The organism is Corallococcus sp. 4LFB (genome assembly GCF_046520365.1).
Lineage (GTDB): Bacteria > Myxococcota > Myxococcia > Myxococcales > Myxococcaceae > Corallococcus > Corallococcus caeni.
The window spans coordinates 1-10,773 of record NZ_JBKGHJ010000300.1 but is presented as its reverse complement, the minus strand read 5'-3'; the positions used below and the strand labels follow the sequence as shown (position 1 = coordinate 10,773).

Genomic DNA, 10,773 nt, shown 5'->3' with positions numbered 1-10,773 from the left:
CCCGCCGCCTGCGCCAGGGGCGCGCCCGCGTGCGCCAGGTCCGGCAGCGCCGCCACGCACGCCCACACGAGCCCCACGTACAGCAGCATCGCCAGCAGCAATGAGCCCACCGTCGCCATGGGCACCGTGCGCTCCGACGCGCGCACCTGCCCGGCGATGACGGGGACGATTTCAAAGCCCTGGTAGGCGAACATCACCGTCAGCCCCGCCTTGAGCCAGGACGTCCCCGTGGCGGGCAGCGGTGGCGGCACCTGCCCGGCCGGCAGGAGGAAGAACGCGCCCAGCAGCGCCGCCAGGGGTAGCAGCTTGAGCACCGTGAGTGCCGTCCACGTCCGCGCGGACACGCGGATGCCGGAGGCCACCAGCGCCGCCAGCCCCGTCACCAGCGCGGAGGCCAGCAGCCGCTCGCCCATGGGCCCTCCCAGGCCCACCGACGGCGCCACCGCCCGTGCCAGGCCCGCCATCACCGCGGACGTGCTCAGGAAGGCGCTGACGTAGGCCACCCAGCCGACGAGGAACGACACGCGCTCGCCGAACGCCGCGCGCGCGAACACCACGGGCCCGCCATCCGAGTCGAACCGCCGGCCGAGCACCGCGAACGCGAACGCCACGGGCACCAGCGCGAGCCCCGTCAGCGCGAAGGCCCACACCGCGCCCAGGCCGGGCGCCTGCGCGGCGACCTCCGCGGGCGCGAAGAAGATGCCGACGCCGACAATGCCGTTGACGCCCAGGGCCAGCAGCTGGAACGGCCCGATGGTGCGCTCGGGCGCGACGCCGGAGGGGAGGGTGGACACGGCCCGGACTTCACTACACCCGCGCCCCGCGCACCATCACCGTGCATGCCCTCAGGGGTGGGAGAGCAGCACGCTCAGCGCGGCCATGCGCCCGGACGCGGGCTCCTGCTCCAGGGCCCTGGGGATGGCGACGTACACGTCGTTCTCGCGCTCGTCGCCGCAGGCGCGCGTCCCCCGGTAGTGCTTGCGGTCGCGCTCGATGATGAGGTTGTAGCCGCACGGCCCCACCGACCCCGTCAGCTCATCCGGGCTGAGCGTCAGGGACGACGGCTGGCCCGCGAAGGTGCCCATCGCCTCCACCACCTCCGGGCGCTCGCGCACGGTGAGGTCCACCGGCTTCTGGTCCACGGTGCCCTGGATGCGCCGGTCCGACAGCTTCAGGTCCACGGGGCGCTGGAAGGCCTGGCCCTTCAACGCGGTGTCCGACAGCTGGAGCCGCAGGTCCGGGCCCTGGAGGCCCTGCGCGTCGACGCTCGCACGCACGGTCGTCCGGGGCGTCCGCAGCTCCACGGTCTCGTCGCGCTTCGCGACAGCGGATCCGCCCGCGAGCAGGGCGGCAACAGTGAGGATGCGTGCGATTCTCATGCCCCAAAGCTGGGGCGTCGGGCCGCGCGACACCAGGGCCGTGCTCCGGCTGCCCGGCGGGCCGCACGCGGCCTTCGTGATATCCGTCCGCAGGTGTCCCGCACGCGCCTGCTGGCCCTCCTCGTCGCACTCGCCGCCGTCCTGGTCGCCGTCTGGCAACGCGCCCACGCCGTTGAGCGGCTGGGCCAGGACTTCGACGAGGCGACCTACCTGCCCATCGCCTTCACCTATGCCGGGATGCTGGAGGAGGGCCGCTGGGGCGACATTGGCAAGTTGCGGGAGAACTTCGAACACCCGCCGCTGGTGAAGCTGCTCTTCGCGCAGAGCGTGCGGGTGACGGGCGCTCCCGAACCCGACTGGTCGGACGTGCCCATGGGCCAGCCCATCCCGGACGCTGCGCGCCCCGTGTTCCGCGCGACGCGGAGCCTGTCGGCGGTGGCGGGGGTGCTCCAGGTGGGGCTGGTGGCGCTCGTGGATCCGCTGGGCGCGCTCCTGCTCGCGTGGGACCCGTACCACACGAAGTACACGTCCCAGGCGTACCTGGAGGCGGTGCCGGGGCTGTTCGCGTGCTCGCGCTGCTCGCCTTCGAGCGCGCCCGGCGCCACGGCTTCGCGCCGGGATGGACCGCGGTGTCCGGCGCGCTGCTGGGGCTGGCGGCGGCGGGGAAGTATCCGTACGGCCTGGTGGGCGGGCTCACGTTCCTGCCGTTCCTGGTGGCGGGCGCGCGCACGCGGTGGCGCCCGTGGGCCGCCATCGTCGTGTCCACGGCGGCGGCGTTCCTCCTGGTGAACCCCGCCCTGTGGTCGTCGCCGTTCGCGCTGCTGTGGGAGTCCATCACGTTCCACTGGGACTACTCGCACAACGAGCACGTGCGCCGCGCCGCGCTGCCCTGGTACCAGCCGCTCGCGTTCCTCACGGACACGTGGCTGTCGGCCTCCGACCCGGGCATCTACCTCACGCACTTCAACGCCCGCGCGCTGCTGCCGCTGGCGGTGGTGGGCCTGCCCGCGACGTGGCGCGAGCGGCCCGTGTGGGCGGTGGGCGCCGTCGTGGGGCTGGTGTTCCTGCTGCTGTGGAACACCAAGTGGCCGCAGTACCTGCTGCTCGTCCTGCCCGCGCTGTGCGTCTGCGCGGGCGGGGGCGTGCGGACCGTGGCCGGCGGGGCCGTGCGGCTGTTCCGCAAGGTCCAGGGCTCGCGCTCGCGCGTCAGCGCAGGTGGGTGAAGACGCACGGGTCGGCGGGCAGGTCCAGGTCGCAGGTGGGCATGAGGCACGTCACGTTCGCGCGCCGGGGCAGCGGCACCCAGCCCGAGCGGCACAGCAGGGAGACCGGCGTGCCGGGCCCGCGCAGCATGCCCGCGCACGCCACGCCCCGGCGCTCCATGTCCTGCATGGCCACCTGGAGCAGCCGCTGCCGGTCCTGCGCGGACACGGAGGCGTGGAAGGCCATCAGGTCCACGACCTCCGCGGTGAGCTCTCCCACGCCCGTCATCAAGAGGCTGTGGGAGCTGACGAGCCCGCGCACCTCGCCGTCCTGCTCCAGCACGAAGGTGTGGGGCACGTCCCGGTACTGGAGCTGGGCCGCCAGCTGCTCGGTCGTGTACGTGTAGCCCAGCGTCACCGGGCGCAGCATGTCGTGGACCAGCGTCGCGCAGCGCCCCAGGTCCGCCAGCTGATAGGGGCGGATGCCCTCGCGGTCCGCCTCGCGGAAGCGGTGCCGCAGGAAGGGCTGCGCCAGCGTGAACAGCCTCCGCTCGTTGTCCGTGAAGGACCAGCGGGCCAGCGCCCGCGCGTCAAAGGCATACATCCACAGCCCGAGCCCCCCGAAGAGGCGCGTGTTCCACGTCCGGCGCCAGAAGCCCGGCGGGCGGGGCTCCGCGGTCGTGAAGCCCAGGGTGAGCCGCGCCGCCCGGTCCTGGTGCCGCCGGAGCAGCTCCTTGGCCAGCTTCGCGCCAATGCCCTGCCCGCGATGCGAGTTCGTGACGGTGGCCCGCAGCCCGTAGCTGCCGTCCACCTCCACGCGGCCCAGGCGGAGCCTCGCGGGCTCCGCGAAGAGGGTGCCCACCAGCGTCTTCCCCTCGTACGCCGCCAGCAGGTAGTCGCGCGGCGCCTGGCCGCCCCGGAACAGGCGCCAGTCGCAGAAGCGCTTGTCCCAGACGGGCAGCGGCGCCGTCTTGCCGTAGGTGGACTGCCAGACGCGGTTGAGGAACCAGGAGGCCTCGGAGGCGTCGCCGTCAAAGGTTCGCACCTCAATCATGGCCTGCCTCCGGGGACGGGTTGCCGGAGCGCGAAGCCTCGCCATGAGCTTGCTTTCATGGCGTTGAAGGTAGGGAGGGGGGCCGTGCTGGAAAGCGGCTGCCGTGGACGGCTACGTCCTGGCTGTCATTGCCGCGTCAATGCCAGGCCTGCCGCGTAGGGTGTCCCACAGGCACCGCGCCAGGAGGGCGGGGGGAGTGTGTGAAGCCCGCCGTCTCGCGCTCGCTCAAGGAGGCGTCGTGAGTACGAAGTCCGCGTACACCGCGCGGTGGTCGGAGCCGCCGTAGCCGTCGCCGTCGCGGGCCACGCGGAAGGAGCCCGGCACGTAGGTGCCGCCCCCTCCGGGCGCCAGGTAGAGGTGGTCGATGGCCTGGCCCCGGCCAGAATAGACATACGACCACGTCTCGTTCTCCGGCCGGTCCCTGGCGACGCGCAGCAGGACTTCGTCCAGGGCGTTGATGGCCTCCGACCCGGGGACGTCGTTGAGGTCGCCGCCCATCACCACCAGCGCGGAGGGGAACTCCTTCACGGATTCGAGGAGGAGGGTCCGCGACGCATAGGCTTCCGCGACGCGGCGGCCGGGATCGTCGTCCACCTTGGAGCGGAAGTGCGCCGCGAAGACGATGACGTGCGCGCCGTCCACGTCCAGGTGCACCTCCAGCAGGTCGCGCGAGAAGCGGGTGGCCGAGCCGTCCGGCCTGTAGATGTACTGGCTGCGGTGGCTGCGCACCTCCGTGATGGGGAAGCGGGACAGGACCGCCACGTCCACCGACGCCGCGGAGTAGGTCTCCCCGAGCCGCGAGTACATGAACCGCGGAACCCGGCTCTGGAGCCCGTCCAGCGACGCCTGGGTCTCAACCTCTTCCAGCATCACGATGTCCGCGTTGAGCGCGGTGATGGCCCGTCCGAGCTGGTCCACCTGCGCCGCGAACTCCGCCTCCGTGGGCAGCTCCTCGTAGTTGGAGCCGCCGCAGGAGCCCGTGGCGCAGACCGTGTCGAAGAGGCGGTGCACGTTGTACGCCGCGATGCGTACGTGGGGGCCCTCCGGGACCGGCGGCGTGCCGCTGTCGGGCTGCGGGCAGTTGCCCTGGACGCAGGACCCGGCGTCCGGAACCGCCAGCGATTGAGCGGGCTGTCCATCACAGCCCGCGAGGGCGAGCACCGCGCCCCACAGGGCGAGGCTCGAGCGGAGACGGAAGCGGAAGGGGGCCGCGGCGAGGGTGACATCGGGGCGGCAACCTACCACCGCGCCTTCCCATGGGCCGGGCGAACCGGCCCGAAGTGTCGGACGACGCAGCGCGGCTCGCTCCTGCGGGCCGTGCGCGGACTCCTGGTGCCGGTGAGGTGGACCCGGGGTGGGGCTGCTCCAGCCGCTGGCCGTGCCGACCGGCCACGCGAGGGCAGGCGCCGTTCGGCGTGGCTCCGCGACCGCTCGTCCCCGAGGCCCCCGGCCATGCCGCCAGGCGTGTGCATCCTGGCGTCATGTCGGGCGCGAACGCGCCCGCGAGGTGCCGACGCCATGAACCCGTCCGTTTCCATGTCCCCCCTTCCTCCTTCTCCCGCCCCTCCGTCGCGGCGTCGGCCCGGCCGCTGCTGCCTGGGTGCGCGCCCGCGCCGGACGCTGGCGGCGTCGCTTGCCCTGGGCGTGTTCGCGGAGGTCCTGCTCGACAGGCAGCGCTGGGGCCTGGGCTTCCCGCTGCTGGTGGCGGCCCTGGTGGGCGCGCTCGCGTGGCTGGGGGGACGTGAGGGCTGGCAGCGCGCGCGGCCCAATGCGTGGCTGCTGGCGCCGCTGGGGCTGGTCAGCGCCTTCGTGGCGGTGCGGGACAGCTCCTGGCTGCTGGCGCTCAACGTGCTGACGGCGGCCGTGCTCCTGATGCTGCTGTCGCACTTCTGGGCCGCGGGCCGCGTGGAGCGGCTGGGGCTCACCGATTATGCCTCCGTCGTCCTCGGCTCCGCCGTCCAGCCCCTGCGCTACGCGCCGGCGCTCGTGCGGGACAGCGTGGACGTGCAGGGCCTCAAGGCGCACTCGCGCTTTTTGGGGGCGCTGTCGCGGGGGCTGCTGCTGACGCTGCCGGTGCTGTTCGTGTTCGGGCTGCTGCTCGACTCCGCGGACGGGGTCTTCTCCTCCACCATGCAGCGGCTGCTGTCCTTCGACCTGGGGCTGGACGTGGTGGTGGCGCGGGTCGTCGGCGTGGCGTTCAGCGCGTGCGTCGCGGCGGGCGTGCTGGGCACGCGCTGCGCCGCCGCGCCGTGAAGGAGCGGGGGGACGCGGAGGTGACGGCCGCCACGCCGCGCCTGGGCTTCATCGAAGCGCTCATGCTCATCTTCGCCGTGGACGCGCTGTTCTTCGTCTTCGCGGCCTTCCAGGTGGCGTACCTGTTCGTCGGCGACGCGTCCTCCCCCGCGTCCGGCTACTCCTTCGCGGAGTACGCGCGGCGCGGCTTCTTCGAGCTGGTGGTCGTCTCCTCGCTCACGCTGGCGCTGGTGATGGCCCTGACGCGCTGGACGCGGCGCGAGACGCGCGTGGCGCAGACCGTCTTCCGCGTGGGCACGTCACTGATGGTGGCGCTGACGCTGGTCATCCTCGCGTCGGCGATGCGGCGCCTGTCGCTGTACGAGGACGCGTTCGGCTACACGCTGCTGCGCCTGCACACGCATGTCTTCATGGTGGCGCTGGGGGCGGCGCTGGCCTGGCGCGCGGTGACGCTGTGGTGGAAGCCGGAGCGCTTCGCGGTGGGCGCCTTCGCCACGGCGCTGGGCGCGGTCCTCGCGCTCAACTTCCTCAACCCGGAGGCCTTCATCGTCCGCCACAACCTGGAGCGGTATGCGCGCACTGGATCGTTGGACACCGAAATGTTCTCCCATCTCTCCGCGGACTCGGTGCCCGGGCTGGTGCTGGCGGACGCCACCGTCTCCGAGGACCACCGGCTGGCGCCCCTCCTGAAGGAGCACCAGGAGCGGCTGTCCCAGGGGGACACGGTCCCGGAGTGGAACCTCTCCCGCTTCCTCGCGCGCCGGGCGCTCCTGCGGACGGGGGCGTGGAGTGCGCCCGTGAATCCGTGAGGCACCCTGGCTAGATTGCGGCGCCATGAGTGAAGTCGCCGGACGCCGTGCCTTCAGCCTGCCCCCCATTCCCGCGGTCCTCGTCGCCGTGGTGAGCGTGCAGGGGGGCGCCGCGCTCGCGAAGGGGCTCTTCCCCGTCCTGGGGGCGGTGGGGGCCGCGGGCCTGCGGCTGGTGCTCGCGTCAGTGATGCTGCTGGCCTGGTTCCGGCCCTCGCTGACTCGCTACACGCGGGCGCAGTGGGCGGCCATCGTGCCGTACGGCGTGGCGCTGGGCGTGATGAACCTCACGTACTACCTGGCCATCGCGCGCATCCCGCTGGGGCTCGCGGTGACGCTGGAGTTCGTGGGGCCCTTCGTGCTCGCGGTGGTGGGCTCGCGCAAGGCGCTGGACTTTCTCTGGGTGCTCTTCGCGGCGACGGGCATCGTGCTGATCACGCCCTGGACCGCGAAGCCGGGCGGGTTGGATCCGCTGGGCGTGGTGATGGCATTGACGGCGGGGGCGTGCTGGGCGCTCTACATCCTGATGGGCGGAAGGCTGTCGCGCTGCGTGCCGGAAGGGCAGGGCGTGGCGGCGGGCATGGTGGTGGCCATGCTGACGGTGCTGCCCTTCATGCTGCGCGAGGGCCACCTGGAGCGGATGACGCCCGGCCTCTTCGCCGCGGGCCTGGGCGTGGCGCTGCTGTCCAGCGCGCTGCCGTACACGCTGGAGATGATGGCGCTGGGCCAGCTCTCCAGCCGCACCTTCGGCATCCTGATGAGCCTGGAGCCCGGCGTGGCCACGGTGGTGGGCTGGCTGTTCCTGCGCGAGCACCTCACCCCCCTGCAATGGCTGGCGGTCGCGCTGGTGAGCGTCGCGTCGGCGGGAGCGACGCTGACAGCCAGGAACCCCCCTCCGCCCGTGGAGGCGTGACGCCGGCTCAGAAGTCGTGGACGACCAGGTCGAACCGGCAATGCCGCGCCAGCAGGTCCAGCAGGTCATCCAGGGGCGCGTTCAGCCGGTGCCGGTAGAGGTCCAATCCGATGAGGGATTGATCCACCTTCCACGCGTCCATCGCATCAAGCATGGGCCGCAGGCGGCCCGTGAGCCACAGCCGGGTCCAGGCGCCCTGGGTCCGGGCCAGGATGGGGCGCCGGTCCTTCACGACCAGCTCGACCCACAGGTGTCCCGATGTCTCAAGCGTGGAGCGGAAGCCCTTGGGCAGGAAGGTGTAGGTCTTCTCCCGCCAGCCTTCGGGATGCCGCTCCATCGTGGGCGTCAGGCAGACGAACTCCACCTCCGGCCACGCGATGAAGACAGGCTTCGCGAGCAGCGGACGCAAGGTGCCGCCCTGCTCGTCGAAGTCCACGCGAAGCGGAAGGCCGCGATGGACGAGCGCTCCCGCCATCAGGGAAGCGAATCCAGCGCCGCGAGCAGCCGTCCCACGTCCTCCGCCGTGTTGTAGTGGAGCAACGACGCGCGCACCGCGCCGTCGGGCATGAGCCCCAGCGCCTCCGCCGCCATCGTCGCGTAGTAGTGCCCCGCGGCCACGCCCACGCCCTGCTCCGCCAGGTGCTCGGCCACGGCGCGCGGTGCCAGGCCGGTCACGTTGAAGCAGAAGGTGGCCACGCGCCCGGTGGACGTCTTCGGTCCGTAGAGCCGCACGCGCGGTGCCGCGACAGCTGCTCCAGCGCGGCCTCCAGCAGCGGCTGCTCCAGCTGCGTGATGCGCTGGAAGGCCCGCGTCAATCCCTCGCGCCCCGGCTGGCCACCGCCCAGCACGTCGCGCAGGTAGCGCAGGGAGCCCAGCCAGCCGGCCCAGCCTTCGTGGTTCGCGGTGCCCGGCTCGAACTTCTGCGGACCGTCATCCGGCATGAACCACAGCTTGTCCGCCGGCAGCCCCGCGAGCAGCTCGCGCCGCACGAACAGACAGCCCAGGTGCGGACCGAAGACCTTGTAGGGAGAGAGCACCGCGAAGTCCGCGCCCCACGCCCGAACGTCCGGCAGGTGGTGCGGGCCGGAGTGCACCGCGTCCACGAACAGCCACGCGCCCACGCCGTGCGCCACCTCCGCCGCGGCGGCCACGTCCGGCGTCGCGCCCACGGAGTTCGCCGCCGCCGTCACCGCCACCAGCCGCGTGCGCGGGGTGACGAGCTTGCGCAGCTCCGCCGCCTCCAGCCGGCCCTCCGGCCAGCTCGCGCGCCAGGTCGTCACCTTCACGCCCTGCGCCTCCAGCGCGCGCCACGGCGCCGCGTTGGATTCGTGCTCCAGCTCGGAGATGACCACCTCGTCGCCCGCCTGGAAGAGGCGTGAGAGCGCCCGGCCCACCTGGAAGGTGAGCGCGGTGGCGCTGGGCCCGAGCATCACCTCGTCGGGCCGGCAGTTGAGGAACTCCGCCGTCTCCTCGCGCGCCCGGGCCTTGAGCGCGGTGGCCACGCGGGAAGCGGCGTAGGGCTGGCCCACGTTGCAGCTGCCGCCCGTGAGGAATTGATGGATGGCGTCGATGCAGTGCGTGGGCACCTGCGCGCCCGCGGCGTTGTCCAGGTAGCTGAAGCCGGACCGCAGGGCGGGGAAGTGCTCGGCGAAGGGGGAGGGCATGGGGCGCGAAGCATAGCCCCGCGCCCTGCCGCCGGGACTACGGCGTGCCGAAGTCCTGCGTCCAGTAGGCCTTGTAGGTGCTGGTCGCGCGTTGAAGTAGCCGATGCCCGTCTGCGTCAGCGCGCCGTTCATGATGTTGTTGCAGTGGCCGGTGCTGTTCATCCAGCCCGTCACCACCGCCGCCGGGGTGCCGTAGCCCGCGGCGATGTTCTCCGCCGCCGTCCGGTAGCTGTAGCCCGCGGACGTCATGCGCTGCCACGGCGTGGAGCCGTTGGAGCCCGTGTGGCTGAAGAAGTTGTTCGTGCCCATGTCCTTGGAGTGCTTGCGCGCCGCGCACCGCAGCTTCGTGTCCAGCGTGAGCGGACCCACCGCCGGCTTCGCCACGCCGCCACAGGTGGCGCCCGCCGCGCGGCGCTGGTTGATGAGCGTGAGCACGTCGTTCTCGAACGTCACCCAGGCCGGATCCCACGTCGTCACGTCGTCGCACCAGGCCGCGCTCGCGCTCAGCCCGTTGCCGGCGACCTCCGTCTGGACCGGCGGCACCACGACGCCTTCCCCCTGCGACGTGGGCGCCTCCTCGCCTCCACAGCCGCCCAGCAGGGCAGCGGCGCTCAGCAAACTCAGACACAGCGAACGGGGCGTGGGCTTCATGGACAGACCTTTCACCGGCGGGGGCCGGTCAGGGGAAGGGGTTCAGCGAGATGCATCTTTGTCCATGAATCCATGGTTTGGCCATGGACGCCCCGTGCATTGTGATTGACGGGGGAGCGGGCCGGGTTGTGTTGACGGTGTTGGTGACGGAAAGTTCCTTCCCGTGAAGACGCCTTCCGCTGCGCCTGCCATTCGTTCCGTGGTGCTGGACACCAACGTGGTGCTGGACGTGTTCGTCTTTGACGACGCGTTCACGCGGCCGCTGAAGGAGGCGCTGCGTTCGGGCGCGCTGACGGCGTGGGCGGACCGGCACACGCTGAAGGAGCTGGCGCTGGTGCTCGCCTATCCCTCGTTCAAGCTGGCGGCGGACGCGCAGCGGGCCGTGCGCGAGGCGTACGGCGCGCTCGTGCGTGTCATGGACGGGGAGGGGACACCGGTGGAGCTGCCGCCGTGCAGGGACCGGGATGATCAGAAGTTCCTCGCGCTGGCCGCGCGCGCGGAGGCCTCGTGGCTGGTGAGCAAGGACAAGCGCGTGCTGTCCATGGGCGGCGGGCGGCGGCTGCCGTTCGACGTGCTCACGCCACGCCGTGCCTCGCAGGTGCTGGAGGCGGAGGGCTTCACGCGGAGCGTTTGAGACAGGTGTGAAGCAGCCAGGCAGGGGTGCGCACACGCAGTCAAAATGGCGCTCCGTGCTTGGTCGCCCGCGCATCTCGGGCCATCCTTCGGCCCGGTGCGTTCCTCACTCCTGATCCTCCTGCTCTGCGCCGGCTGTGCCGCGCGTGTCGTCACCCCCGTCCCGGCGCCTGCTCCGGCACCTGCCCCGGCCGCGTCCGCGACGCCGCCCGTGGAGA

The 10,773-nt window shown here is 72.3% G+C and carries 13 protein-coding genes; 6 read left to right on the top strand and 7 right to left on the bottom strand.

Going from position 1 to position 10,773, the window contains the following annotated elements; genetic code table 11:
• Both ACLEQD_RS27360 and ACLEQD_RS27355 read right to left on the bottom strand, forming a co-directional pair.
• The coding region (locus ACLEQD_RS27360) for an APC family permease (RefSeq protein ID WP_410387920.1) at positions 1-755 on the bottom strand (755 nt) is incomplete at its 3' end.
• A 90-nt stretch (positions 756-845) separates the two neighbouring features.
• A complete protein-coding gene (locus ACLEQD_RS27355) occupies positions 846-1,379 on the bottom strand; it encodes a hypothetical protein (protein ID WP_410387918.1) in 534 nt (177 codons plus the stop codon).
• 93 nt (positions 1,380-1,472) lie between these two features.
• Here ACLEQD_RS27355 and ACLEQD_RS27350 point away from each other — a divergent pair, with 93 nt between their 5' ends.
• Positions 1,473-2,168: a hypothetical protein gene (locus ACLEQD_RS27350; RefSeq protein ID WP_410387917.1), complete on the top strand. Its 696-nt coding sequence runs from the start codon at positions 1,473-1,475 to the stop codon at positions 2,166-2,168.
• Positions 2,165-2,602, top strand: a complete 438-nt coding sequence (locus ACLEQD_RS27345) for a hypothetical protein (RefSeq protein ID WP_410387915.1) — start codon at positions 2,165-2,167, stop codon at positions 2,600-2,602. The genes ACLEQD_RS27350 and ACLEQD_RS27345 overlap by 4 nt, the downstream gene beginning before the upstream one ends.
• Here ACLEQD_RS27345 and ACLEQD_RS27340 read toward each other — a convergent pair.
• Positions 2,586-3,635 carry a GNAT family N-acetyltransferase gene (locus ACLEQD_RS27340; protein ID WP_410387913.1) on the bottom strand — a complete coding sequence of 350 codons (1,050 nt, stop codon included), beginning with the start codon at positions 3,633-3,635 and terminating at the stop codon, positions 2,586-2,588. The two genes, ACLEQD_RS27345 and ACLEQD_RS27340, sit on opposite strands and share 17 nt — an antisense overlap.
• A gap of 225 nt (positions 3,636-3,860) precedes the next feature.
• Entirely contained in the window at positions 3,861-4,796 is a 936-nt protein-coding gene (locus ACLEQD_RS27335) for an endonuclease/exonuclease/phosphatase family protein (RefSeq protein WP_410387911.1), read from the bottom strand.
• A gap of 483 nt (positions 4,797-5,279) precedes the next feature.
• Between ACLEQD_RS27335 and ACLEQD_RS27330 the strand changes: the two genes are divergently transcribed.
• Genes ACLEQD_RS27330 through ACLEQD_RS27320 form a run of 3 tightly spaced genes read left to right on the top strand, consistent with a single transcriptional unit; the run spans position 5,280 to position 7,607 of the window.
• On the top strand, positions 5,280-5,888 hold the full coding sequence (locus tag ACLEQD_RS27330; protein ID WP_410387909.1) for a DUF4153 domain-containing protein: 609 nt from the start codon (positions 5,280-5,282) through the stop codon (positions 5,886-5,888).
• On the top strand, positions 5,840-6,697 hold the full coding sequence (locus ACLEQD_RS27325) for a DUF4173 domain-containing protein (RefSeq protein WP_410387907.1): 858 nt from the start codon (positions 5,840-5,842) through the stop codon (positions 6,695-6,697). Before ACLEQD_RS27330 ends, ACLEQD_RS27325 begins: the two co-directional genes overlap by 49 nt.
• A gap of 25 nt (positions 6,698-6,722) precedes the next feature.
• On the top strand, positions 6,723-7,607 hold the full coding sequence (locus ACLEQD_RS27320; RefSeq protein ID WP_410387905.1) for an EamA family transporter: 885 nt from the start codon (positions 6,723-6,725) through the stop codon (positions 7,605-7,607).
• A gap of 7 nt (positions 7,608-7,614) precedes the next feature.
• Here ACLEQD_RS27320 and ACLEQD_RS27315 read toward each other — a convergent pair whose 3' ends face one another.
• From ACLEQD_RS27315 to ACLEQD_RS27305, 3 genes are read right to left on the bottom strand one after another with little or no spacing between them, the layout of a single operon-like run.
• Complete coding sequence (locus ACLEQD_RS27315) at positions 7,615-8,082, bottom strand: hypothetical protein (protein WP_410387904.1); 468 nt, start codon at positions 8,080-8,082, stop codon at positions 7,615-7,617.
• Entirely contained in the window at positions 8,082-8,303 is a 222-nt protein-coding gene (locus ACLEQD_RS27310; protein WP_410387902.1) for an aminotransferase class V-fold PLP-dependent enzyme, read from the bottom strand. Before ACLEQD_RS27310 ends, ACLEQD_RS27315 begins: the two co-directional genes overlap by 1 nt.
• A complete protein-coding gene (locus ACLEQD_RS27305) occupies positions 8,279-9,922 on the bottom strand; it encodes an aminotransferase class V-fold PLP-dependent enzyme (protein WP_410387901.1) in 1,644 nt (547 codons plus the stop codon). Before ACLEQD_RS27305 ends, ACLEQD_RS27310 begins: the two co-directional genes overlap by 25 nt.
• A gap of 163 nt (positions 9,923-10,085) precedes the next feature.
• Between ACLEQD_RS27305 and ACLEQD_RS27300 the strand changes: the two genes are divergently transcribed.
• Positions 10,086-10,556 carry a putative toxin-antitoxin system toxin component, PIN family gene (locus ACLEQD_RS27300; protein WP_410387899.1) on the top strand — a complete coding sequence of 157 codons (471 nt, stop codon included), beginning with the start codon at positions 10,086-10,088 and terminating at the stop codon, positions 10,554-10,556.
• The last annotated feature ends 217 nt before the right edge of the window (positions 10,557-10,773 follow it).

What these genes read in the sequence shown, in the direction of transcription:
- ACLEQD_RS27320 (WP_410387905.1), top strand. Translation starts at nt 6,723, where the DNA reads ATGAGTGAAGTCGCCGGACGCCGTGCCTTCAGCCTGCCCCCCATTCCC.
- ACLEQD_RS27305 (WP_410387901.1), bottom strand. Translation starts at nt 9,922, where the DNA reads ATGAAGCCCACGCCCCGTTCGCTGTGTCTGAGTTTGCTGAGCGCCGCT.
- ACLEQD_RS27315 (WP_410387904.1), bottom strand. Translation starts at nt 8,082, where the DNA reads ATGGCGGGAGCGCTCGTCCATCGCGGCCTTCCGCTTCGCGTGGACTTC.
- ACLEQD_RS27355 (WP_410387918.1), bottom strand. Translation starts at nt 1,379, where the DNA reads ATGAGAATCGCACGCATCCTCACTGTTGCCGCCCTGCTCGCGGGCGGA.
- ACLEQD_RS27340 (WP_410387913.1), bottom strand. Translation starts at nt 3,635, where the DNA reads ATGATTGAGGTGCGAACCTTTGACGGCGACGCCTCCGAGGCCTCCTGG.